We start from the raw sequence: 26847 nt of genomic DNA on the forward strand, positions 1-26847 counted from the left end.
CCTTGTAAACCTTTTACATAAGCGGTTCCCATTTTTCCAGTTAGAAAAGGATCTTCTCCATAGGTTTCTTGTCCTCTTCCCCAACGCGGATCTCTAAAAATATTGATGTTTGGTGACCAGAAATTAAGTCCCATATATTGTAAACGACGATCTTTGGCTACAGCCATATTATTTTTGGCTCTGGCTTCGGTTGAAATGGCATTTGCTACCTCATTTAATAAATTATCATTAAAAGAGGCTGCCATTCCTAAAGCTTGCGGAAAAACAGTTGCTTTTCCTGCTCGTGCTACTCCATGCAGCGATTCATTCCACCAATTATACTGCGGAATATCTAATCGTTTAACGGCTTTGCTTTCAAATCCTAATAAAGAAATTTTCTCTTCAATCGTCAATTGTTTTAGTAAATCGTCTACTCTTTTATCTATCGATAAATTTTGATTTTTATAAGGATATGTTTTTTGCTGTGCAGAAGTAATTCCGACACAGAAACAAAAAAACAGTGCAAATCGGTAATTTTTTAAGCAATTCATTATTGAGATTTTAAATTTTATTATCGAGTTTCTTTTTTTACTAAATCGTTTTATCAATTAAAATAAATGACTGTACAATTCAGTCATGTCAATCGTTTTAAAAAACCATAACTTACTTTACTTCAAAGAATAAACATTCTTCTTTATTACTTAATTTGAAATATTTCAGAAATTTAAAGATAGAATATCTTTTTGATAAAATAATACTCCGATTTTATCTAAATTTAAGTTGCAATTGCCCTTACTTTAAATTAAAAAATAAAAAAAAAGATATCTCTTACGAAATATCTCACTTACATAAATACAATCCTAAATTAAGGTTCTATTAAATCCTACTCTATAAAAAAGGTGAAGTTGATAATTATCTTATCTACTTCACCTTTCTCTGATTTTATTATTTATTCAGATTTTCAAACATTACAATTGCGGTGTATAAAACTCCAGCCTCGCCTCTAAAAGTTCCTGATCCTCTTGGTTCATTTTTTATCGAATACCATTCGTAGAAACCGTTATTGTCTTTTACACGTTTCAGCATTGGCTGTACTTCTCTGTAAGCTTCTTCCACATATCCGTATTTAATTAATTGCTGAATTGTTCTTGCTCCAAACCAAGTCCAATCTCCGCCATTTTGATAGCTGTAAACTGGATTCATAATTTTGTTTACAAAAAAACCATTTGGATAAGGTGGATAAAGGGTTAAACCAATAGATGGTGCTCCCGCTTCTTTTACTCTTTTTACCATTTCGTCTAGCGAAGCTTTTACTTCTGCTTTACTCAATAATCCTGCTTCCATTGCTACAGTTGTCCCTCCGAAATAGAAGATATTATTCTCATCAAAATCTGCTGGAAATGGCGAGCCGTTTAAATACAAATGCGGAATGTATTTTTGATTTTTAGCATCCCAAAGATAAGTTCTTGTGTTTTTAGCAACGTCAGTTTTGATTTTTTGCCATTTGGCTTTAGTTGACGGAATCATTTCCATTAAATTGTTCAATGCCACAATAAACATTGCATTATCATAAATATCGCAAGCCATATGCGTATTTCCGTCAAGATCAACTCCGTAACCTTCTTCTGGCTGTACATCGCCCCAATCTGCTGTTGTTGCACCTGTAATTAAGCCGTATTTTGATGTATAGCGGTTTTTCATTAAAAAGTCCATAGACCATTCTAACCTTTTTGCAACGGTTTTATCTCCAACTTTTTCTGCTAAGATAGATTTATCGCCAGTTAACTGAATGTATTTGTAAACCGCTTGTACCAAAGATGTTTCCTGGTCAGTTTCAACTGTATTTTTATGAGCTGCATATCTTGGTTCTAATTTCGAATACGAAAAATCAGTTTCTCCAGCACCAATTTGTTCTTTAGGAGTATAACCGTCAATAATGTTTCCGTCATCGCCCTGCATTCTAAAAAACACTAGTAGATTCTCTTTTATATCTTCTTTTTTAGTGACTTGCGCGGCTAATTCGATAAAGGTATTATAATCGCGAATCCATACTTCACGGTAACCGTCACCAGCATTTACACCAGTTTTAATTACTTCTAAAGCTTTCTTTTTTACGAACGCCATATTTTGATCGTTCTTGATTTTCTCCGACATTTTTTTGTCAATCGGCATTTTTGGCTGTGCTGTAAGAGTCAGCATAAAAGCAAGTGCCGCTGCTGACGAAAGTATTTTTTTCATGTTTATTTAAATTGGAATTATTGTTTATTGTTTTTCGTTTATAGCATGTTGTTATTGTTGTAAACCAAACAATCTGATAGCTATCGAGATTGTAAATAATGAGTACAAAAAGAAATACATATTTTTCACATAATTGGTTTGTGAATTGTCACCCTCAGCGAAGTCGAAGGGCGTTCCAATTCGCACGTAGGCTTCGACTTCGCTCAGCCTGACAAATGATTATCAAAAAAGCTATGTTTCTATGTGTTTAAAAAAATTATGATCCAAATTCACTTGTACTCATTGACGGTGGCGGTGTCTTAATTCCCCATTTGGTATTTGGTTTTGCTCCCATTTCAAAAAATAAGGTTCCACCATCGGTTAGTTTTTTGCGATCAATCCAGGCATTTTCTATTTTTTCTCCATTGAAAGATGCTGACTGGATATATTTGTTTTTCTTCGAATTATTTTTGGTTTCGATTATCAGTTCTTCGCCTTTATAATATTTCGGATCGAGTTTAATGGTCACTTTATCAAATAATGGACTTCCAAACTGAAATGTTGGATTCATGGCTGCATGTCCCTGAACGTCAAACAATCCCATTGAAGCCATTACAAACCAAGCTCCTAATTGTCCCTGATCTTCGTCTTGTCCAAATCCGTAACCGTGAAGTGGTTCTGCTCCATAGAATTCTTCGCAAATAGCGCGCGACCATTTTTGTGTAAGCCAAGGTTTTCCAGAATAATTAAACAAAAAAGAATGATGGAGACATGGCTGATTTCCGTGATTGTACAACCTTTCCAAGCCTGAGAAACTGTCAATTCCTTTTCCTCCGCCAAAAGTCGATTTTTGACTTTCATTAAACGTGGTTTCCAAACGTTTGTTGAATAATTCCAAACCTAAAATTTTGATTAATCCTGCAGGATCTTGTGGTACGTACCAAGTATATTGATAGGCATTTGCTTCCTGAAATCCTCTCCAAGCTTCCATTGGATTAAAATTTTCTATGAATTTTCCGTTTTCATATTTTGGACGAATAAACTTGGTTTCAGGATCAAAAATATTCTTCCAGTTTCCTGCCTGTTTTGTTAGCTTTTTGTAATCTTCAGTCTTGCCTAAAGCTTTTGCAAATTGAGAAACTCCGTAAGAAGTATAGGCAAATTCCAGCGTGTGAGAGGCACCAAAATTAAATACCCAGCCATTTGCAAGCGTGGTATCTTTTGCAGGAATATATCCATCTTTTACAAAGTAAGCTAAGTCGTATTTTCCTGAACCAAACGGACGTTTGCTATAACCTGTTTCATTTTTATAGGCAATTTTATAAGCTTCTTCTACATCAAAATCTCGAATGCCACTATTATAAGCCGCTGCAATCATCAAACCAAAACAATTTGTTTGTACACCATTTGCGTGCGCTCCAGCTGCAATTCCATCGTGTAACCAGCCGGTTTCTTTTGCAAAATCAATATTCGATTGAAGGTATTCGCTCAAATAATCTGGATACGCCAAAGCCCAAAGCTGTCCTAAATTCCAGAATCCGCCCCAAATTCCGTCTGTATTGTAATGATTGTATTTTGGTTTTCCGTTTCCATCAAGCGGAATTTTACCAATTTTACCATCATGTCTCGGATAACTTCCGTTAGCATCACTGGCTAATCCACGTCCTAGAAGAGCGTGATATAAACCTGTGTAAAATTTTACTTTATTGATGCTGTCTTTTGTTTCTACTTTAATTCGTCCTAACTTTTCATTCCATTTTTCGTGAGCGGTTTCTTTTACAACATCAAAAGTTTGTCCAGTCGCTTCAGCTTTCAAATTCAATTTTGCGTTTTCAATACTTGTGTACGAAAGTCCCACTTGCATTTCGACAACTTCTCCTTTTTTAGTAGCGAAATTGATATACATTCCGTTTCCAATTCCTTTAGTTTCCTTTTGACCGTCAAATGTTTTATCCTCTACAAATGAGCCAAAGGATTGAGGTGTTTTACTAAGCTGAATTACAAAATACATTTTCACTCGTTTTTCTGGATCACAGAATTTTAAATACTCAGGAAACGTTTCGATCGTTCCTTCTAAAATATTCTTTCCAGAAAGTTTCATCGTAGCTTCAGTAACGCCACTACTTTCACCCTGACGATGTCCAATATCAAAAATAATATGTGATGCTCCAGATTCAGGAAAAGTATAACGATGAAAGCCTACTCTTTCTGTAGCTGTTAATTCTGCTTTGATTCCATATTCTTTTAAGAAAACGGAATAATAGCCTGGTTCAGCATATTCTTCTTCTTTATCAAATGTTGATCGATATCCTGTTTCTGGTTTTTCTAAAGTTCCTGGTGTAGTCTGCAATTTTCCCGTTATGGGCATTGCAACTAAACCGCCAATTTGAAACTCATGAAAATGTCCAAAGCCTTCAATCGAATTATGACGATCGTCGTAGCCGCAAGGCGCCCAGCTTCCGCCGCTTCCGTAAGCATTGGTGTGAGGAGCCAATTTTGCCATTCCAAAAGGCAATGAGGCTGGCGTATAAAAAAACCAACGTCCATGCACGGAACCTATCTGCGGATCGACCCAAGCTGTTGCATTAAAATCATCTTTTTTCTTTGAACAAGAGAAAAGCGAAATAAACATAGCAAACAATATTATTGTCTTTGAAATTGTTTTCATATATCTTAAATTTAATATCAAGGCATTTTTTTAAAATTGGAACTATAAATCTCTAACGCCGATTTTAACTGATTTTTACTTTATATTTTCAGTATAAATTCTGAAACTCCGCTTCCTGTCATATTAATTTCAGCTGAATTCGCTTTCTCAACTCCCGTTGTTTTATCTATAATTGCTTTTGGCTGCAAAGATTTCCATACAAATTTGGTTTTCTGTTCTGATTGTTCTGGATTGAACAAACGCATTAATATTGTACCATCTTGATTTGGTGTTAAACTAGTTACCACGATTCTAGAATTAGTCAATTCGAATAAATTTGCAGGCAGTTTTACATCTTCTTTTACCGTCATTGCAATCAGTGGCTGTGTAAACTCTGCGGCTTCTTTTTCCATTACTGCTCTATCTGTCGTTTCATGAGGTCGAAGTGCATATTTAAAGTTCACAATGCCGCTCTGATCCGCTTTGTAATTGGTGTGCCAATAATTGTTCATTACGTATGAGAACCATGTAGAAGTAGGTTTCTCTGTCTTTTTCCATTCTTTATAATTAGGTACAACCTCTTTTCGTTCGTCAACCATACTGTTTGGTTCGACCAAAGGAGATTCTAAAAGCATCCACTGTACTCCTTTATCTCCTGATGAAACATCAAGCCATCTTCTTCCATAAAGAAAATCCATATTTGATCCTGCCAATTGATCTTTCAAAAACTCAATGGTTCCATAACCCGCATCAAGGGTAGTTTTTGTTAATTGTGCATTAAATGGATATCCAAAATGAACGCCTTCTTTGGTACGAATGGCTTTCTTGTCTAAAATATTATGTATTAATACTTGATTACTTCCGCTGTAAAGCGAAATAATTCGTTCCAATTTATTGGCTCCCGGCGCATCAGATATAATTGAAACTGATGTTACTACAGGTCCGCTTTCCAACGTTTTTACTTGAACATTTTTATTTGTTTGAACTTCTTCTGGATTTAAACCGGGAACGTACCAATAACTATTTAAACCTTGTTTATTGAAATCACCCGCATAATTATAATCTGAAATCGTTTTTAGATTCGTAATACTTCCGTTGGTTTTATCCCAGCCAAATTCAATTTTTCCGTTCGACAAAGAATGATCTCCTAAAACAAACTGATTTGTAAAATCTGATTTTGTTTTATCTGTAATTTCATAAAATGCTGTTCCTAAAGCAGGAACATCGGTTGCGATAAAAGCATATTTTCCGTTGCTCAATTGCTGTAATGGTGTAATTTTTCCGTTTGCATCTTTTACCGATTTTCCTTTTACAGTTGTTTCAATAAGTACCAATCCAGTTCTTTTCCAAGATGATGTGTTGAAAACGGCAATTTTCTTAGATTTAGAATTACTTATGGTTTCAAATAGTTTTTTTTCTAATGCATTAATTTCAGTATCAGCATCAAGCATAAATTGTTTTTTTATGCGCCATTGTTCGGTTACAAAATGAGAATCTGGGTCAGATATACTATTGTGAGCTCCCCAAGTATGTTCATGAAACATTATAATATTTCTCCAAGCTTCATAAAAATTCTGTTGATCGTACTTTTTAGGCTGCAACATGGTATAAAGCGTCGTTAATTGCTGCAAACGCAAACTGTTAACTCTGTTTTTTCCTTCTTCATCAGCTGTCGAAAGTGCTCCATCTTCCCAATAAGGCGTCAAATCGCCTTTTACAGTGGGTATTTTATCGCCGTACTTTTTCTCAAATGCTTCAAACATTTTATCGGCAGTGTTGAGAATTAGTTTTGGAGAAGCATATTTTTCATTCCATTTCTTTACAAAATCAGAAGCATTAGGTTCTATTGGAGCATTGTCAGCAATAATATTAAAACGCCATTGCACCATATCATATGGATACTTATTGGCTGTTAATTCATTTAAATAATCTGCAATTTTCTTAGCTCCTCTTTCATAAATATCGCCCGGCTGCATACCGTGCCATGACGAATATCCTTTAGCTCCAGCCCAAAACAATACTTTATCTTGTCCAGATGGCGACGTCCACCAAACAGGTTTGTCTCCCCAGTTTTTAAGAAAATGACCCGCCCTATCTCCTCTATACGGATGATCTAATCCCATAAAATTAGAACCTATAGAGAAATATTTTACGCCTCCTTTTGAAAGTGCCGTTACGGTTGACCAAGCAAATCCAGGTACATCAGAAATCATTGCGCTGTTTATGGTAAAACCAAATTCTTTGCGCAGTTTAACAGCGTAATCTGTATAATGAAACATTTCTTCGGCCTGACTCATTCCGGTAAGCATATTTACATATAATGCCGAAAGCAGAATGTCGCCATTTTTTACTGCCGCTGTAAATTTCTCTTTTTGAGTCGGTGTTGCCACTTTCAAATAATTTTCGACTGCCCAGATGGATTCTATATTCCATTTAAATTTTGCTTCTTCTGGATATGATTTTGTCTTTTCGATCATTTCGAGTGCATCGTCAATATTTTTATTGTGCACTTTTACAATCTCTGGCTGTAAATGCGAATAACCAATATCTGTATGTGAATGATGCAGTAAGTGAAATTCTCTGTAAACAATAGGTTTAACAACAAAAAAGTCATCAATAAAAGTTTTACCAGCAAGTTTCACCTGAACTTTTATATTTTCGTCTTTTGTAACTGCCGCAATTGGAATATCAAAATTATTCATTCCGTCTTTTGCAGTATAAGTATAGTTTTCTTTTTCGTTGATTTTTACATTTACAGCTTCATCTTTACCAAAATGCAAAACACTTAAAGCCAGCGTTTGTGTGCCATTTTTTAAAAGAAAAGGCATTGGAGTAACTTTTACATTTTCTTCAAATGCAAATTTGAAAGTCATAAACCAATCGTTGCTGTTTTGCTTTTGACCAACAATTTTTATTCGAACAGCTTGTCCAGCTTTTACTTTATTGGCAGGAAGACGCAAGAATGCATATCCTTGAGAATCGCTTGCTCCATCTAATTTTATTTGCTGAAATGCCAATGCTGATCCGTCATTAGCTTTAAAAATCCAGTTTGTTTTTTGATTTTTAGGTAAAGTGGTAAAAGTCAGAATCTTTTTTCCATCCACATACAAATCAAAATTTCGGTCTCCGCTGCTAGATCCTGACGAATGTCCCGCAACCCAGCTAAAATATACATAATCGTCTTTTATTACTTTTGGAGCAGGAGCTGTTTCCCATTCTATTGTTTTATTTCCGTCTGTCGTTCTCGTTAAAAGTGCAACACTTGCATAATCCTGAAAAGCCGAATTATAGGTAATATTCTCTCCTGTAATTTCTTTTCCAAAACCATTAATCCAATTTATTTTTCCAAAAAAAGGAACTTCTTTTTGAGCAAAAAGAGATTGTGTTACGAAAAGCAGCAAAAAATAAAGAAATAGTCTGCTTATATTTTGTTTTCTTAAGTTCATATGTTTTAATCAATTATGGTCTTGTTATTTCCAATTCTTTGCTGGATTTTAGTAACGCTGAAAGATTTACTACGACATCAGGATATTGCGATGCTAAATTGTTTTTTTCTCCTATATCTTTACTCAAATCATACAACTGAGGCACCGGATCATTGCCTAATTCGATATTTACATCACGATCAATACGTGGGCCTTTTGAAGGCTCAATATATTTCCACTTTCCTTGAATGATCGATAACGGTCCGCCTTGTTCAATTAAATAAGGTCGGTCTTTTTTAGATTTACCTGTTAGTTGTGTTAGCATATCAAAACTATCTGGAGCGTCATCGTTTTGCAATGGCTGTCCTGTGAGTTTTGCTAAAGAAGAGAATAGATCTATATGACTTAACAATACAGATGTCTTTTTATCAGGCTGAACACTTGCCGGCCATTTTACAATAAACGGAACTCTGGTTCCTGCTTCAAACGCACTGTATTTTCCTCCGCGTAATGGTCCTGCTGGTTTATGACTTCCTAACATTTCAACCGCTTTATCCATATAGCCGTCATTTACCACAGGTCCATTGTCACTGCTGAAAATTATCAGCGTATTTTGGGTAAGTTTCAGACTTTCTAATGCCTTTACTATTTCGCCTACTGTCCAATCCAGTTGTAATATGGCATCACCTCTAAGTCCCATTCCGCTTTTGCCACGAAACATACTATGAGGATAACGAGGTACATGTATATCGCCAGTTGCGAAATACAGGAAAAAAGGATTTGAAGCATTTTTTGATATAAAACTGATGGCTTTTTTGGTTATGTCACCCGCTATATCAGCATCTTTCCAATAGGCACTATGACCGCCGCTCATATATCCAATTCGGCTGATACTGTCTACAATTGTTTCGTTATGTCCTTGATTTGGATCAGGTTTCATTCGCAAAAGCTCAGGATTTTCTTTACCCGTCGGATCATTGCCAACTTTTTCTTTATAGCTAACCGTTATAGGATCTTTCGAATCAAGATTTACTACTCTGCCGTTTTCTACATACACGCAGGGAACTCTATCTAAAGTCGCTGGCATAATAAAAGAGTAATCAAAACCAACTTCTTTTGGTCCGGGCTTAATTTCTTTATTCCAATCAATTCCGTTCTTTCCTAATCCCAAATGCCATTTACCAATTACAGCCGTTGTATAACCTGCCTTTTGAAGCAATGAAGGAAGAGTCGCTTTATGCGTGGGAATAATTAATGAGGCGTCTCCTGGAGCTATTCCAGTTCCTTTTTGTTTCCAAGGATATTTGCCTGTAAGCAATCCAAATCTTGAAGGTGTACAGGTTGCTGAAGTCGAATGCGCATTGGTAAACTGCAATCCTTGTTTCGCCAGTTTATCAATATTTGGAGTGCTGATTTTGGACATGCCGTAGCAGCTTAAATCACCATAACCCAAATCGTCTGCATAAATTACAATTATGTTGGGCTTTTGCTGCGCCCAAGTTGTAAGGTTAAAAACTAAAAAGATAAATAGTAGTACGTTCTTTTTCATACTATTTCGAATATTAAATAAGATTGTAAATAATGAAATTTATTGATTAAACTCGTTGCGTGTAATTATTCTAAACACATAGAAACATTTGAATTGCCTTCAGTTTTAACTGGAGGGTAAAATTGATTCCAGATTATGGCTTTAGCCTAACTTATACCTTTTGGCTAAAGCCAGCAATCTAAATCTTATTGTTTACATCCAGCTAAAGCTGGACGCTACACATTTTTATAAATACAATTTATGCTTTCTCAATTTCTTTGAGTCCTTCTGCTTTTACATCTAAATTCCAAGATTTCTCAATTTCTTCAAGGCTTTTTCCTTTGGTTTCAAATAGTTTCTTTTTGGCGTAAGCAAAAGAAAGAATACAGAAAAAGGAGAAGATGAAAAATGTAGCCGCAATACCTAATCCGTCTCGCATTATAGGAAACAACAAATTCACCAGCCAATCTGATACCCACATGGTCATAATACAGATAGACAAGGCTGTTCCTCGAATATGTGTTGGAAAAATTTCGGTTGAGATTACAAATTTTAATGGTCCAAGTGAGAAGGCAAAAAACAAAAGAAATAGAATGATGCAAAACAGCATTAACCAGCCTGTAATATTCATTAGGAAACAAAAACCTGTTAAAGCCAATGCAAAAGCTGCGCATAATGAACCTACAATATACAAAGGCCTGCGTCCCCAGCTGTCTACTTTTGAAATGGCAATAAAAGTAAAAAGTACATTCGCAGATCCTAATATTACTTGATAAAACAAAGCATCACTCGTTACGATACCCGCCGATTTCAAAATTGTCGGACCGTAAAAAATAACTCCATTAATTCCGCTGAACTGTGACAAAGCGGTAAGTACCATTGCCAAAATCAGTAGTTTGCGTAAAGGCAAACGAAGCAATTCCTGAATACCGCCAGATTTTTGACTTGCCATTTCTTTAATAGAATGCAGTTCTAATTGGGCTTTTTCGTTTCCATTTATTTTATTTAGTATTTTAAAAGCTTCTTCATCGAGTCCGAATTGCACCAGCCAGCGCGGGCTTTCTGGAACTATAAGCAATAACAAACAAAATGCTCCTGCAGGAATTACACCAACAATAAACATTCCGCGCCAAACATTTTCAACAAACAACCAATGAAGTAAACCATGACCTTCAGCTGAATGTGATACTGCATATTTTTGAAGGAAAAAATTGCTGATATATGCTGCTAAAACTCCAATGGTTATGGCAAGTTGATAAAATACAACTAATTGTCCGCGTTTATGAGAAGGCGCTACTTCTGAAATGTAAAGCGGTGAAACATTTGAAGCTACTCCTACTCCCATTCCAGCAAGAACACGGAATAAAATTAATATTGAATATTCTTCTGAAAATGCAAAACCTACAGCGCTGATTAAAAATAATATGGCTGAAACGAACAATACTTTTTTTCTTCCAATTTTATCACTTAAATAACCTGAAAAAGCTACGCCGACAATACAACCTAATAAAGCACAGGAAACAAACAATCCTTCTTGTGCTGATGATAAGCCGTACTGCATTTTTAATGGTTCGATAATTCCGCTGACAACAGCCATATCAAAACCGAATAAAAATCCTCCTAATGCTGCGATCAGCGTTATGAGCGATATGAAATAATTGGTTCCTTTGGTTTTCATAATAGTTTTGGTTCTTAGATAGTAGTTATAGTTAATTGTATTCCTATGGTTGTATTAGAAAAGGACTAAATGGTGGTTCATTTAATTTGTTGTCCTTACTGTTAACACCAGTTATCTTTTACATACGAAACCACTACAAAAGCTTTTTTACTGCCAATATGATTGATTTTGTATTTTGGAACATTTGCAGGAATAACAAAAGTTTCGGCATATTTGAATTTCTGGCTGTTTTGTCCTGCGCTTACATCAGCAATATCACCTTCTACAAGCATACAAATATGACATTGTCCTAAAGTTTCGATTTCTATTTCTCCAGTAAATTCGTATCGGTCAACAGCATAAAAATGTTCTTCATGAGTAGGCAGACTTACTTTTCTGCCATTCGGGAATTCTTTACTTACACTTGGTTTCGAAATAAACTCTCTTTCAATTCTTTCTCCTTTTCTATCAAAATAAACGTTTTTAAATCCGTGTTCTACATTGATCGGACGAGGTTTTCCGTCTAAACCGGGACGAACCCAATCGTACATTTTAAAAGTGAAAATATATGGCGTGCTGCTTATTTCCAACACCATATTATTCTTGCCAGAAGCATGAATGGTTCCGTTAGGAATTAAATACAAACCATGCTTTTCGGCTTTGAATTTTTGCACATATTTTACAATATCAATTTCTTCTGCTTTTTCTTGAGATTCTATTAATGCTTGTTTAAATTCGTCTGGATTAATATCTTCTTGAAAACCCAAATACACTTCGGCATCTTCTTCACAATCCAAAATATAATAAGTTTCGTCCTGTGTAAATTCTTCTCCAAAATTCTCTTTGATGTACTCTGGACGCGGATGACATTGTACGGAAAGATTCCCACCATCAAAAGTGTCTAGATAATCGAAACGAATTGGAAAATAATTCCCAAAACGGTCAGCAGCTTTTCCTAACACTTTTTTGTTATCCTGAAATAGAAGAAAATCAAAAGAAACTTCTAACAAATGGTTATTTCCCTCAAACACAATTCCGTTTTCTGGACTAATTAATTCAAAAGACCAAGCATAATTTACTTCGTCTTGATTTAGATCAGTAATATTCTTTTTCATCCAATCGCCGCCCCAAACTCCTGCTTCGAACCATGGACGCGCACGAAGCGGACTTTCGAGTATTAGATTCAAAGCGTTTCTAAAATCGCTGCCTTTCATCCAAGTGATTTCATCAATTCGCTGTTCGTCAATAATAATGTCGATTTTTGGAAGTAAATGTTCTTTGTGAATATTCAAAACTGGCCATTCTATAAAATACATTCTTTTATAAATCTGAGAATAAGCTAAAGTGTCGTTACTGCCCATATTTTTTGCAGAACCGGCTCTCATTCTATACTGAATTTCATTTTTTGGAACGTCAACATAAATCAGCTGTCCTTCCCAATTTGACAATGAAGCTCCAGTTCCGTAAACAATACATATATCAGCACTTGTGTCTGGCTTTAATTTATTTAATTTTTCGGCTTCAAAGAAATCAGAAAGTTCTCCTAAATATTTTTTTCCAAAAACAGGATCATTTCCATTAAGGTTTGGCTCAATCATTTTATTAATTTCTTCGCTTGATTTTAAGCAGGAATCAATATCGTACCAAAGCACATTTTTCTGTTTTTCGATCAAAGCCGAATTTAAATGATGTCTGAAATTTTCCCAAAGAACGCCCCCAAATCCATCAATAATAACAATCTTTTGTCCTGCTATTTGATTCGCCAAACTTTCAAATCCAACAAAAACTTCAGATTTCGAAGGAAAAGAAGGAAAAACATTGTATTCTCCATTTTCTTTAATAACAGCTTGTACAGGCAATAAAGGTTGTGTTGTTTTTCTTTTAGATTGAATAGATTTTTCCATTTGTATTTTATTTTTCTTATCTGCAATAATTGTCGCTCCTCTAAGAATACTCAGTTCGGCGTCATCACAGAAAATAATATTTACTTTTATTTTTAATTCTTTTAAGGCTTCTTCTAAAGCGGGCATAAATAGTGCTTTGGCTTTAGAAATATTACCGCCGATTACCAGTTCTTCGCATCGAAATTTTTCAAACCAAGGAAAAAGAAACGTTCCCATATTTCGACCGAAATTGGCAAAAACTGTTTTTGAAATTTCAGTATTTAAATTTGCAATTGCTTTTACCGATTTGATATTTTCGCCCGAAAGCCTTTTGTACTCTGCCAAAAGCCAGCGGACTGAGAAATAATCATCTGCTTTTTGTTCTAAAAAAGGCTGATTATAAAAAGCGCCGCCATCGGGAATGTCATGATGCTTTTTAATTAGCTCGCCATCTAACATTATAGCGGAACCAAATCCGGTTCCTAAAGTCACAAAAACAGTTCTTGCACTGCTTAAGTTGTGACGGAAATAGGCACCTTCGGCAAAACAATCTGCATCGTTTGCAAAAACAAAAGGAACATTTTTTAAACCTGTACTATTTTTTAGTGCCTGCTGAATATGGATTCCAAAAGTGGTTTCGAACTTTCCGCCAACTCCCAAAACTTCGCTCACCCCTTTTTCATAATTAAAAGGTCCAGGAAAAGCAATTCCAATCGTATCAATATTATTGGATTCAATCAAAGCTTCTTCGATAGAACTGCTAAGCACAGAAATAATACTGGATGCTTTTTCTTTTGAATTGATTTCTTTTCTAATTAAAGTCTGCGGCTGCTCATTAATAATATTCTCATAAATAATACTCACAGTAACATGACTCCCGCCAACATCAATTCCTAACTTTTTCATTCTATTTTAAATCGTACGTTTGATTTCGATTGTATAGGTAAACCAGTCGTTTCTATAGTAACAAATATTATATTCGATTGGTTTTCTGGCAGTGTCAAGAACAGCTCTTTTTCTTTCTAAAACTGGCTGATTCTTCTCGATTTTTAGTAAGCCCGCAATACGTTTACTTGCCGCAATAGCTTTTAGTTCTTCTTGCGAATACACAGGAACGACATTATACTTATTGCCCAATATCTCATATAACGGTGTTTCAAAATTTTCCTCGACAGAAAGTCCAATTCTTGGATGAAAATAAGATTCGAAATAAACCATTGGACTATCATCAATACTTCTTGTACGCTGTAGAAGTAAGACTTCATCACCTTCATTAATTTGAAGATATTTAGCAACTTTAGCGCTGGCTTTAACCATTTCTACATTCAAAGAAAGATTCTTAAACTCTAATCCCATATCCTCCATCTCGTGAGTAAAACTCATCCAATTGTTTAGATTGGTGGTAATTCGATTTTGAGAAACTCGCGTTCCTGAGCCTTTTTTTCGCACTAACAGCTTTTCATTTACCAAAATGGCGATTGCCTGACGAAGCGTATTACGAGAAATCCCCCAGCGTTTAGCCAAATCCACTTCTTTTGGAAATAACTCTCCATCTTTAAAATCGGGATGTTTGATCAATTCGCGCAGTAACTCCTCCACTTGTTTGTGCAGCGGAATTTTGCTGTCGTGATCTAATAACGGTATTTTGTTCATATGTTCATACATATAACAAATGTAATCGTTTTTTATTACGAACAAAATTATTTTTTAAAAAATGTAATTAATTGATTACTAAACATTTTTAGTAAAAACCTTTTTTTACTAAAACGATACAGTAAATTAACTGATTATCAAGTAATGAATCTAAAATTGAGCTATTTTTTACTAAAAAAAGTTAGTATGTTCCTATTAGAACCTAAAATTTTCTATCTTAGCTTTTGCGAAAAACGGTATACGTTTCAATTATACTTCTCTATTTTATAATTTTCAAAACACTATGAAACTGCATTTTAAATTCTGATTTCATCTTAGATTTGTAATTTTATTAAATCGATTTAGCAAATTGCCATATATTTGATTTTCAAACCAACCAATTTAGTTTCTTCAGGATTAAACCAGAAGTACAAATAAACCAAACAAACCATAACATGAAAAAAACATTATTTGCTTTCTTTATCTTTTGTACAACCACAATGTCTTTTGCTCAAAAAACAGCCAAAGCAATTAAAGTTACTTACCAAAGAAGCTACAACGGAAAAATCAGCGAAAACCAAGATGCTTTACTTTTGTTTGCTTCTAAAGACTTAAGTTTAGTAACATCTGATAAGATTACACAGCAAAAAGCAGATTTACCTTTTGAGCAGACTTTTGTAGATTTCAATTCCAAAACTATTTTGCAATGGGCGCAGCTTAAAGCAAATAAATCTATTCTTGGTCAGGACAGTGACGCTTTGGGAAAGCAAAAGTTTGAATTTAGTAATGAAACTAAAAAAATTCTGAATTATACCTGCAAAAAAGCTACTATATCTGTAAACTCAAATAAAATCGAAATTTGGTATACTAACGAATTGGGTTTAAAAGGGGGTCCAAGTATTCTTGGACAAGATTTAGGTTTAGTTCTAGAAACTAATCGTAATGGAAATTCTATTGTTTCGGCTTCAAAAATCGAGATTCTAAAAACGGTTCCTGCTATATTAAAAATACCTGCTGTACAAACTGTTGACCAGTTGACGTATAAAGACTTATTATGGAAAAGTCGTTTTACTAATATTTCAGTTTTCGAAAAAGAGCAAATTAACTTTTCATCTGATTCAAAATCAAATGACAGCATCCTCCGATTTGCAAGCGGTACTATTATTGTTCGAAAAGTGAAATTTCCTGAAATAAAAAACGGAAGCGCCATTTTTGTTGATGTAACACAGCAATCTAATGGTGATGCTTACGACAGAACCGGCTCTGTTTTTATGATTCCAATGGATAAAAAAAGTTCTTTTCTAGACGGACTAAAAAATGGTGCTAAAACGCTTCCTGTGTACGAAAACGGAAATGGTAAAAAATATCAAGGTGTTGCAGCAACAGACGAATATGCACCACTGTTAGAATTAATGCGCTTTTTTACTCCGTTTGGTGTAAAACATTTCAACTATTTACAGCTTAAAAATAAAGTTTGGCAAGACAGTGTTTTCTATCGTCAGGACATTTCATTATTACAGCCAAAATTGAGCAATCAGGAGGTTTATATTGGAATGTTTATTGGGAATTATGATGCAGGCGGACACAAAGCGAGTTTGAATATTTCTATTCATGAGGGTGAGGATAATAATGAAAAAGGCGATTTTATTTTGCCTTTATTCAATACCCTTAATGTAATGGAAATGGCGGGGCAAGATTATGCTACTATGTTTGATAACGAAAAAGGTCTGGAAATGACTTTTGAAGTACCGCAAGGATACAAAAACTTCAAGTTGAGCTATACTACAACTGGTCATGGAGGCTGGGAAAATGGTGATGAATTTTTACAGAAAAAGAATTCTATATTTATAGATGGCAAAGAAGTGTTTGCATTTACACCTTGGCGTACAGATTGCGGTTCGTACCGATTGAGTAATCCTGCTTCGGGCAATTTTGGAAATGGTTTATCATCATCAGATTTAAGCCGCTCTAACTGGTGTCCGGGAACAACAACGAATCCAAATTTAATTGATTTAGGAAATCTTACACCAGGAAAACATACTATTCGCGTTTCTATCCCAATGGGAAAACCAGAAGGAACCAGCAGCAGCGCTTGGAATGTTTCGGGATTTTTGGTTGGAGAAAGGTAATTGATAGTTAAACTTAGATAATATCGACTTATTGCTTAAAGAGAAGTCTTTATATATTTAAGTTTCAAAAAACTAAAATTAAATGAAGGATTTAGAATTATGACTTTTATTGGATACACTCTCTTTTAAATTGTCATTATTTTAAATCCTTCATTTAATTTTCACTATTAAAACTTTACTCTCAAACCACCTAACTTCAAAAAACATGAAAAAAATCACACTTTTCTTGCTGTTTTTCTCAATGAACTTGACGGCAATAATGGCTCAAACCTACTCTCCAACCGAAGGAAACCTCAAAAACAGAAAAGAATTTCAGGACGATAAATTTGGTATGTTTATTCACTTTGGTCCATACAGCGTTCTTGGCAACGGCGAATGGATTATGAACAATCAAAATATCAAAGTAACAGAATACGGCAGGTTGATTAATGTTTTTAATCCTCAGGATTTTGATGCCAAAAAATGGGTCGGTATTGCGAAAAGTGCAGGAATGAAATACATTACTTTTACTACGCGTCACCACGATGGTTTTAGCAATTTTGACACTAAATTATCGGATTGGAAAATTACAAATACGCATTTTAAAAGAGATTTACTAAAAGAACTGGCAGACGAATGCCATAAAGAAGGCATTAAATTATTCTGTTATTATTCGCTTTTAGACTGGACAAGATCTGATTACCAATACGAAACTGGAAAAACAGGAAAAGGAACTGGCAGAACTCAAAAAAGCGATTGGGAAAGCTATATTCGTTTTATGAAAGGTCAATTAACAGAATTGCTGACTAATTACGGAGAAATTGGCGGTATTTGGTTTGACGGTCATTGGGACCAATTGGATAATGATACGGATAAAACATTACAGTCAAAAGTAAACTGGCATTACGATGATATTTATAAACTGATTCATTCCTTACAGCCTAATTGTTTAATTTCAAACAATCATCATCTTACACCTATTCAGGGTGAAGATTTTCAAGCTTTTGAGAAAGACTTACCTGGAGGAAATTCTACTGGATTTGGCGGACAATCTGTTTCTCAACTGCCTTTAGAAACTTGCGAAACAATGAATAATTCTTGGGGATTTAATATCAATGACCGCAAATACAAATCGACTAAAGATTTGATTCATTACTTAATCAATGCCGCCAGTTTGAATGCTAATTTCCTTTTGAATGTTGGTCCAATGGCAGATGGAACTATTCAGCCTGAATTCGTAGAAACATTAAAAGAAATTGGAATTTGGATGAGTAAAAACGGACATACAATTTACGGAACGAGAGGCAATGTAATGAAGCCGCAGGATTGGGGTGTATTTACTGCTAAAGATAAAACTTGGTTTGCACACATTATCAAAGCTCCTAATCAAGCTGATTATATTTTTATTCCTGAAATGAAGCAAAAAATTAAAAAATGTTATTTGATGGACAGTAAAAAAGAACTGAAATTCAAACAGCAGCCTGAAGGAACATTTGTGTATTTAAATGGTGTCAAAACCGATGCAATTGATACTATAATCGAAATGCAGATACAATAATTCGATAAGCTCATAAGATCATTGAATTTTATGGGCTTATTTAAAATATCATAAAAATTAATTATTACAAACATGTTTAAAAAAGTTATTCTCTTTTCTGCAGTTGCTTTTATCGCAGCTGAAAAAGGAACTGCACAATCTACATTTTCTGCTGAGAAATTTCTTAAGCACGATACTTATTTGGCTTCAGATAAGCTGGAAGGTCGTCTTGCAGGAACAAAAGGCAACAATGAAGCTGCGGCTTACATTAAAAAATATTTCAAAAAATTTGGATTAAAAAAATTCAATAACAGCTATTATCAGCCTTTTAAAATATTCATGAAACCTGATATTAATAAAATAAAATCAGACAGTGTATCTACACAAAATGTTGTTGGATATCTCGAAGGTTCAGATCAAAATTTGAAAAACGAGTATATCGTTATTGGTGCGCACTACGACCATTGGGGATGGGGCGGAAAAGGTTCTGGCAGCAAGAAAAAAGACACGTTGGCCATTCACAATGGAGCCGATGATAATGCTTCTGGTGTTTCAGCTCTTTTGTCAATTATAGAAGAATTTCATCATAATAAAACTGCTCCTAAAAGAAGTATTATTTTTATTTCTTTCAGCGCTGAAGAAGAAGGTTTATTGGGCTCAAAATACTTTGTAAATCACTTACCTGTAGCTAAAAATGCTGTTAAAGTAATGATAAACATGGATATGGTTGGAAGATTAAACGACAAAAAAGAACTCTATATGGGCGGCGCAGGAACTTTTCCTAATGGAGTTGAACTAATGAAAAAACTAGGCGAAAGCAGCGGACTAAATCCAGTTGTTTTTGCTGGTGATGTTGGTGGTTCTGATCATGTTACATTCTACAAAAATGATATTTCGGCTATAGGTTTGCATACAGGCGGGCATCCACAATATCACACGCCAGAAGACGATACTGCTTTAATTAACAGCGAAGGTGGTGCTTTGGTCTCTAAGTACATTTATAATGCGCTTGTTTCGATTGCAAATTATGAACAGCCTTTGACTTTTATTAAGCAGAATTAAAACGCTTTAAACTTTATTTGACAGCCTATTTTTTTTAAACCGCTAAGAACGCTAAGATTTACGCAAGGTTCGCAAAGTTATAGTAAAACTTTGCGAACCTTGCGTTTTTTTTCTTTGTGTACTTTGCGGTTAAACTTTTGACTAATCCTTAACTTTTATACCTGACCTCCTATTTATGTTATGATTAAAAGAATCTAAAGGAAAACCATTTAAAACAAAAATCGGCGGACTATAGTTGAATTAACTACTAGTCCGCCGATTTTTTTTATAATAATATCTCCTTTGCAAAGATTTTTTCTCTTAAAAAAAGATTCATCTTAAAGTTAAAAACCCCAGAATCAAGAATATCCTGAATCTGGGGTTTACCAATTACTAACCAAACATTAAAAATGAAATTATTTTACGTCCCAGAAAATTTTGGTACTTAAATTATCTTTGTCTTTAACAGTATTGTAATTTGTTGTATTGTAAACACGCTCAGAGTTTGGATATGTCCAACGAGTTGGAGGTGTCTTTCTGATCGTACTTGTTTCATCTTCCATGAAACTAAGTGCTGGAAGTTTTAATCTTCTTTGTTCAGCCCAAGTTTCATCAGCCTGCATGATGTTGTAGTGAATGTACTTTTGGAAAGCAATCAATTGCAATTGAGCAGCAGCTGTTGTTGCTCCTGCAAAGTTAATTTTTGCAATATAAGCATCAATTTCAGCTGTTGTAGGTTCTGTAGCTGGCTTCCAAGTTAAAACATCAGCTTTATCTCCTAATCTTACATAATACTCAACAGATTGTCTAATCGCTTTTTCGAAAGACGTTTTTGCAGCACCACTATTACCGCTTCTTGAATAATACTCTGCAAGAAGTAAGTTTACTTCAGCAGCATTAATCAATGTTCCAGGAAGCCACTTGTTTCTACTAATTACAGATCTATTATAAATAGCTATTTTAGTATCAGCAATTAACTGATCTTGAGCTCCTGCTGCCATCAATGGATCAAGTCCTACATAACTTGTTGCACTTGCCCCTATTTCAAACAACCAAGGTTCACGTGGATCGCTGTTAGCATTCATATGATCAATCATTGGTTTTGGTGCAAGATTGTTATTTCCTGATTCTAAAGCATCAAAGAAACCAGAAGTATCTAAATCTGTATCTTGAGTATAAACTCTAAAGGCGATATTCTCTGAATTTTCATCCACAATTTTTGCTTCCGCAATGATTGCAGCTATTTCTGAATTTGCTCTAGCTGCAAAAGCCGGAACCGCAGAAACTCTGTTTAACAATTTCAATCGCAAAGAATTACAGTAGTTTTGCCACATTACCAAGTTTCCTTTGTTAATCAAGTCTTGGTTTTTGAATTCTACTACCACCTTAGGAGACAAAGTAATTGTATTCAATTCAGTAGAAAAAGCTTTTAATTCATCTAACATTTTGATGTAAAGCTCCGTTTGATTGTCATACTTAGCTGCTGCAGCGTCATAATTACCACCAGTAGTACTAATTTTACCTGCTTCAGAAAAAGGAATATCTCCAAAGTTATCAATCATTTTTGAAGTATGATCGTACAAATAAATTGTAGAAGTAACGGTATAAATTCTATTTTCTGCCTGCTCTGCTGGAGTTAAAGAAGCCATTACTTTTTCTAACTCTCTGTATTGAGTAATGAATTTATAATATCTATCCCATCTGTTCGTTACTGCTGCTCCAGGAACAAAACGTCCTGCTGCATTAACAATACCGTGAGCTTGAGTATAATTCAAAGAAGTTGTTCTAATCACCGTAAAGTAATTCCAATACGATGGGATAACATCCTCAAAGTTAATTTTCATGAACCCTGCAAACTGCTTAGGTACATTTGTTGCCGTTACAGTAGATGGATCTTTATACGCATTTTCAAAATCACTGTCTGAACAAGAGCCCAAAAAGATCGCTGCTGTCGTTAATGATATATATAATAATTTTCTCATGTTGTCTGTTTTTTAATTATAATTTACGTAATTAGAAAGATGCTCTTAACATTACTCCATAACTTCTTGTAGAAGGGCTTACTCCCGCATTGTTTACGTTTTTGTCCCATCTAGATCCAGATGTAGTTGCTTCAGCATCCATATCTTTAATAGTTCTGTAGATGTAGAATAAGTTACGTCCAAATAAAGAAAGACTTAATTTCGTAGCTCCAATTTTACTAGCGTAAGATGCTGGAACGTTGAATCCTAAAGATAATTCTCTTAACTTCACATAATCATTCTTTTGAACGTATAATTCGTAACGTGAGCTGCTGTATTGTGGTCCTCCCCAGTTATATGTAGTAACATAATACCCTGCTTGAGAAACCACATTTGTATTTGGAGTACCATCTACATTAACACCATCCATCAACATACCATCACGGAATACTGGTTGACCAGCAGGACCTGCAGTAGCACTGTTAGGAACCTGAACACCTTTTCCATTGTCCATGTAATACGTTAAACCACCACGCTCGTTTGTACTAGCATTCAATGATTCTTCCGTCAAACCTAAAGCTGTCATCCAGTTGATACCTGTTGGCATCAAAGAACCTCCGTAAGAATAATCGATATTTACGTCTAATGTGAAATTTTTATACGTGAATGTGTTTAACAAACCTCCAACACCTTTAGCCATTGCTGATCCGTATTTTTCCCATTTGTCACCATCAAGCATATAAAAACCATCAGAGTCCACCATTTTATTACCATTAGCATCTGTTTTAACTGGATGCGCATAAATACCTCCCATTGGATCACCTACAACAGATTTTAATTGAGCAGCAGATCCATCATAATCAGCATGTAATAATTCACTTGCACCGTTAGCTAATTTTACAATCTTGTTGATGTTTTTAGCCCAGTTTAAAGTTACATCCCAAGAAAAATCTTGAGTTCTAAAAGGAGAACCTGTTAAAGCAATCTCGAATCCTTTGTTATTTAATTCCCCAACGTTTGCTAAAATTTTACTAGCTCCCGTAGTTGGTGCTAAAGTCATGTCAAGAATTTGATCTTTAATTTTTGCATTGTAGTAAGAAAAATCTAACCCTAATCTTCTATCAAAGAACTTTGTTTCAAAACCAAGCTCGTACTCGTTTTTCATTTCAGGTTTAATTCCTTCATTTCCATAAATATCCTGAGAATTTGTAATCAAAACAGGATTTGCTGTACCTTGAGTTCCTAAAGTGTTTTGAATAAATGCAACGTTAGCTCTGTAACGATCTGGGTAGTTACCTACTATACCCCAAGAAGCTCTCATTTTTGCGTAACTAATAAATTCTGGTAATGCAACCGCATCAGACAATATAAAACTTGAGTTAACAGAAGGATAAGTAAAGGCATTGTTATTTGGATTCATTGTAGAAGTACGGTCTCTTCTGATCGTTCCTTCAATAAATAAATAGTTTCTAAAGCTACCGCTTAAAGTTCCAAAAATCGCATCTTTTACTGTCTCGTATCTTGTACTTTTACTAAGAGGTGTTCCTATAGATGAGTTCATATCATACCATCCTTCAACACTTAAACCTCCATTTGTATAACGAGATAATGTTCTTCCTGTTTCTTGAGTCCCTTGAAAACCAAGAACAGCATTTACACCAAAATCTTCATTAATTTTTTTATTGTATGTCAATAATACATCTCCATAAAGAATATTGTAATCTTGAGCATCCATTAAAAAAGATCCTGAAGCATCTCCATCTCCACCAAATTTATAAACTAAAGGAATTTCCACAGGGTTTTTATTCTCTGTATTTACTGAAGTCAAATCAGTCGAAAGACGGCCGCGTAATGTTAACTCATTTGTAATTGAAAGTGTTTCAGTAACGCTGGCAATTAAACGGTTTGTAATTTCCGATTGTCTTTTAGCATTTGTATTCCAAAAATAATCAGCAATATCATTTCTAAATCCATTGCGATAAATATTCTCACCCGGAGTTAAACTTTGAGTATCTTTACCCGTAACATATTTATATCCTAAGCTCGTTTTGTATCTTGCTTTGTACCAATCTCCATTAGAAAACGGACTAATCATACCAGTAAAATTATTAACCAAACGATCCATACCGTATGCACGGTTTGTAATGTTTTGATTCAAATAACTTACAATTACGTCTGTTTTTAATTTACCTGTTTTGAAAGATGCGTTTAAGTTAAAGTTGTTTTTCTTGTTGTTATTCCCCATACTTAAACCTTCCGATTCAATATGTGTGTAAGAAAAACGAGTGCTGCTGTTTTCTGTATTGTTTGTAAGCGCAATGTTTGTAGTCGCATCCCAAGCATTTTGAAACATATTTTTGTATCCATCTTTTTGAGGTGAATACGGACGAACTACTCCATCCCAAGTCATAACTGGTTGCCCGTCGAACCATGGACCGTAGTTATAACTACTATTAGAAACTCCTCTAGTGTCAGGTGTACCGTCTCCATTTGTATCATATTGCGTGAACCCATTTGGAGCTAAAAATCCTGTAGAAAAATTTGCATTCGACCATCCTGGTCCTCTCGCATATTGAAATCTTGGCAAGTATGCAATTTCGTTACCAGAGTAACTAGTACTAAAATCTACACCTAATCCTTTTTTTCCTTTACCTGATTTAGAAGTAATCAATACAACACCATTTACAGCTTCAGAACCATATAATGCAGCTGCAGATGCTCCTTTAAGAATAGAGATGTTCTCAATATCTTCAGGGTTAATATCTGCTAAACCATTGTTTTTTACACGTTGCTCATTCCAGTAATCACTATTGTTTACCTCACCATCACGAATAGGCACACCATCTAAAATGATAAGCGGCTGATTTCTACCTGTAATAGAGTTGATACCACGAATCTGGATATTGATTGCTCCAGCTCCTCCTGGTGTAGATGTAATACGAACACCCGGTGCTTTACCATATAAAGAGTTAGCAATTGTTGGAGATGCTGTTTTTGTGATCGCATCAGCTTTAATTATACTTGTTGCGTAACCAATTGCTTTATTCTTTTTAGTTTGTCCTAAAGCGGTAACTGTAACTCCTTCAAGTTCATTTGTTGCACTTGCCAGCTTAACTTCCATTCCATCAACAGCTTTTAATTCTGTTGTTTTAAACCCAATCGAACTTATGATGATTGTGGCACCCTCTTTTACTGAAATCTTGAATGCTCCATTCTCATCAGTAAGCGTTTCTTGTTTCGTTCCTTTTTCCTTAACTATAACTGAAGGAATAGGAAGATTTGCGTTGTCTGTAATTACACCGGAGATTGTTTTGTTTTGTGCACTAACTCCTTCGTAGCACAATACCATTAGAAAAACTAACAGTGATTTGTATAACAGTTTTCTCATAATTAATATTAGTTTGGTTTGGTTTTAATTTTTGTTTAAATTGAAAGGTTCTGAATTTTAAAAAAATAGTAAATACTAAAACCTTTAATTCTATATTACTTAATTTACCCTTTCAGCATTTAGTAATAATTTAAGTTTCCTGAATAACATTTTTCTATTTCTTTTACATCATAAGCGTCTTTGTTTTTATTTAATAATTTGTTTGGCTCTCTTGAGTTGCTTACTAATTCAACTATATCGTTTTAGTGATATTCTTTAAAAAAAAGGGTGCAATTTTTAAACCGATTCCCTTATTGTCAAACTTCCTTTTTTCTTTTCTTTTACAACCTTATAATTGCTGCCGTCACTCATTTGCTTCATCAACAATTTGATTGTTTTTTTTCCCATCTCTTCAATTGGTTGTGATAATACAGTTATGGATGGCGAATGAAGTCTAAAACTGTCATGATCATCAAAACTAATGACTGCCTTATCTACAGGAATTCTTAACCCAAGCTTGCTTAAAGATTGTAATCCAGCAAGAAGCAAATAATTTGCTCCAAACAAAACAGCATCTATATCACTTGTTTTATCCAAAAATTCAGAGATCTTTTCAATTCGTTCCTCCTCACTGATATGATACTCTAAGTCTAAAATTTTAGATTCATCATATAAGCCCACTTCTTTTAATGCTTTTGTATATCCTTGTTTTCTCAAATTCATCTGAATCAACTGCGAAGAGTTGGTCACAAATGCAATTTTTCGAAATCCTTTTTTTAATAAATAGTGTGTCGCCGTTTCTGCCCCCTCAAAATTATCAAGTACTACATGACTCACATCCTGCTCTTCAAAATAACGATCGACCAAAACAACCGGGCACTGTAACTCTACTAATCTATCTATAGTAGATTTCATATTCTCAGTTGGTGTTATAATAAAACCGTCAACATTTGCCTGAAGTAAACTATTAACCAACTCAACCGCACGTTCATCATTCCCGCCTGTACTGCAATAAAAAACTCTATAATTTAAATCTATTGCTTCTCTTTCTATTACTCTAGCTAAATCAGAAAAAAACTGATTTGAAATATCTTCTACAATTAGCCCAATCGATCTTGTTTTACCAGTTCTTAAACTGCTGGCGATCATATTGAGTTTAAATTTCATTTCTTCACTTACCTTAAAAACTTTTTTGATCACTTCCTTGCTTATCCCCATCTTCTCACCTTTATCATTAAGAACAAATGAAACCGTAGTTACCGATACATTTGCTGCCTTAGCGATATCTTTGATAGTGATCTTTTTTTTCATAAAACGTTAAGTTTATCTTAAACCTTAGTTAATTTATTAAAACAAATATATTTTAATAAAACGATTTACAAAAACGTTTTTAGTATTTTTTTTTGCAGCAAAATGACTTTTTTTAACATTTAAAAAAAGTATAACCCAATTTTACTCCTAATTGATCTCAAATAAAACAAACACAAGCAATTAAATGAATATTATTTTTCTGACAAACCTTTAAAAAGTACCAAAATTTGAGAAAAATTAAAACTTCAAAAAAATGAAGAAAAAAAACAGCGTTATTATAAATTATTTAACATAAATATATGTTAAGCTTAATTCTTTTTAATAAATAACAATTTTGTAATAAATGTAACTTTTTTCAACATTTTCATTTTCATCAATTTATTAACTTCATGAAATAATCTCCCCTTCATTTTAAAAATTTACTCTCATACTTTTTTTAATTTTAAAAGTTGTAAGCTTTTATTTGCATTTGTTTTTATAAACTGATGCTTTTCTCATAAAGCATTCCGTTTTTTAGTGAAAACTGCTTCTTGTAAACTCAAAAAAAAACTCTT

14 protein-coding genes and 1 pseudogene are annotated in these 26847 nt (G+C 34.4%); 4 read left to right on the top strand and 11 right to left on the bottom strand.

What is annotated here, in order from left to right:
- The 6 genes from BOW57_RS17120 to BOW57_RS17145 all read right to left on the bottom strand — a co-directional run.
- A partial coding sequence (locus tag BOW57_RS17120) for a glycoside hydrolase family 3 N-terminal domain-containing protein (RefSeq protein ID WP_305775276.1) occupies positions 1 to 530 on the bottom strand: 530 nt, incomplete at its 3' end.
- A 394-nt stretch (positions 531 to 924) separates the two neighbouring features.
- Positions 925 to 2217 carry a hypothetical protein gene (locus BOW57_RS17125; RefSeq protein ID WP_129056001.1) on the bottom strand — a complete coding sequence of 431 codons (1293 nt, stop codon included), beginning with the start codon at positions 2215 to 2217 and terminating at the stop codon, positions 925 to 927.
- A 256-nt stretch (positions 2218 to 2473) separates the two neighbouring features.
- Positions 2474 to 4864 (bottom strand): GH92 family glycosyl hydrolase, encoded by a 2391-nt coding sequence (locus BOW57_RS17130; protein WP_129056004.1) that lies wholly within the window; start codon positions 4862 to 4864, stop codon positions 2474 to 2476.
- Between the two features lie 80 nt (positions 4865 to 4944).
- Positions 4945 to 8289: a glycoside hydrolase family 38 C-terminal domain-containing protein gene (locus BOW57_RS17135; protein WP_129056006.1), complete on the bottom strand. Its 3345-nt coding sequence runs from the start codon at positions 8287 to 8289 to the stop codon at positions 4945 to 4947.
- 13 nt (positions 8290 to 8302) lie between these two features.
- Entirely contained in the window at positions 8303 to 9817 is a 1515-nt protein-coding gene (locus BOW57_RS17140) for an arylsulfatase (RefSeq protein WP_129056008.1), read from the bottom strand.
- A 238-nt stretch (positions 9818 to 10055) separates the two neighbouring features.
- On the bottom strand, positions 10056 to 11474 hold the full coding sequence (locus BOW57_RS17145; RefSeq protein WP_129056010.1) for a sugar porter family MFS transporter: 1419 nt from the start codon (positions 11472 to 11474) through the stop codon (positions 10056 to 10058).
- Positions 11475 to 11563: 89 nt separating this feature from the next.
- Between BOW57_RS17145 and BOW57_RS21065 the strand changes: the two genes are divergently transcribed.
- Positions 11564 to 11767, top strand: coding sequence for a hypothetical protein (locus BOW57_RS21065; RefSeq protein WP_371413531.1), 204 nt, complete (start codon positions 11564 to 11566; stop codon positions 11765 to 11767).
- A gap of 2016 nt (positions 11768 to 13783) precedes the next feature.
- Here BOW57_RS21065 and BOW57_RS21070 read toward each other — a convergent pair.
- Together BOW57_RS21070 and BOW57_RS17160 are read right to left on the bottom strand one after the other, a co-directional pair.
- A pseudogene (locus tag BOW57_RS21070) lies at positions 13784 to 14242 on the bottom strand (ROK family protein); the annotation flags it as partial.
- 6 nt (positions 14243 to 14248) lie between these two features.
- A complete protein-coding gene (locus tag BOW57_RS17160) occupies positions 14249 to 14989 on the bottom strand; it encodes a GntR family transcriptional regulator (protein WP_089055066.1) in 741 nt (246 codons plus the stop codon).
- A 434-nt stretch (positions 14990 to 15423) separates the two neighbouring features.
- Between BOW57_RS17160 and BOW57_RS17165 the strand changes: the two genes are divergently transcribed.
- The 3 genes from BOW57_RS17165 (at position 15424) to BOW57_RS17175 (ending at position 19675) form a co-directional block, all read left to right on the top strand.
- The gene (locus BOW57_RS17165) at positions 15424 to 17097 is read left to right on the top strand and encodes a GLPGLI family protein (protein ID WP_129056016.1); all 1674 of its coding nucleotides are present in this window, start codon (positions 15424 to 15426) and stop codon (positions 17095 to 17097) included.
- A gap of 205 nt (positions 17098 to 17302) precedes the next feature.
- Positions 17303 to 18634: an alpha-L-fucosidase gene (locus BOW57_RS17170; RefSeq protein ID WP_129056018.1), complete on the top strand. Its 1332-nt coding sequence runs from the start codon at positions 17303 to 17305 to the stop codon at positions 18632 to 18634.
- A gap of 72 nt (positions 18635 to 18706) precedes the next feature.
- Positions 18707 to 19675, top strand: coding sequence for a M20/M25/M40 family metallo-hydrolase (locus tag BOW57_RS17175; RefSeq protein WP_129056020.1), 969 nt, complete (start codon positions 18707 to 18709; stop codon positions 19673 to 19675).
- Positions 19676 to 20070: 395 nt separating this feature from the next.
- Here the strand turns inward: BOW57_RS17175 and BOW57_RS17180 are convergent, their stop codons facing one another.
- From BOW57_RS17180 to BOW57_RS17190, 3 genes are all read right to left on the bottom strand, one after another.
- Entirely contained in the window at positions 20071 to 21636 is a 1566-nt protein-coding gene (locus tag BOW57_RS17180) for a SusD/RagB family nutrient-binding outer membrane lipoprotein (protein WP_129056022.1), read from the bottom strand.
- A gap of 31 nt (positions 21637 to 21667) precedes the next feature.
- Positions 21668 to 25003 (bottom strand): SusC/RagA family TonB-linked outer membrane protein, encoded by a 3336-nt coding sequence (locus tag BOW57_RS17185; RefSeq protein WP_129056024.1) that lies wholly within the window; start codon positions 25001 to 25003, stop codon positions 21668 to 21670.
- Positions 25004 to 25279: 276 nt separating this feature from the next.
- Entirely contained in the window at positions 25280 to 26293 is a 1014-nt protein-coding gene (locus BOW57_RS17190) for a LacI family DNA-binding transcriptional regulator (RefSeq protein WP_129056026.1), read from the bottom strand.
- Between the last annotated feature and the right edge of the window lie 554 nt (positions 26294 to 26847).

This window comes from Flavobacterium sp. YO64 (assembly GCF_004119505.1).
Lineage (GTDB): Bacteria > Bacteroidota > Bacteroidia > Flavobacteriales > Flavobacteriaceae > Flavobacterium > Flavobacterium oncorhynchi.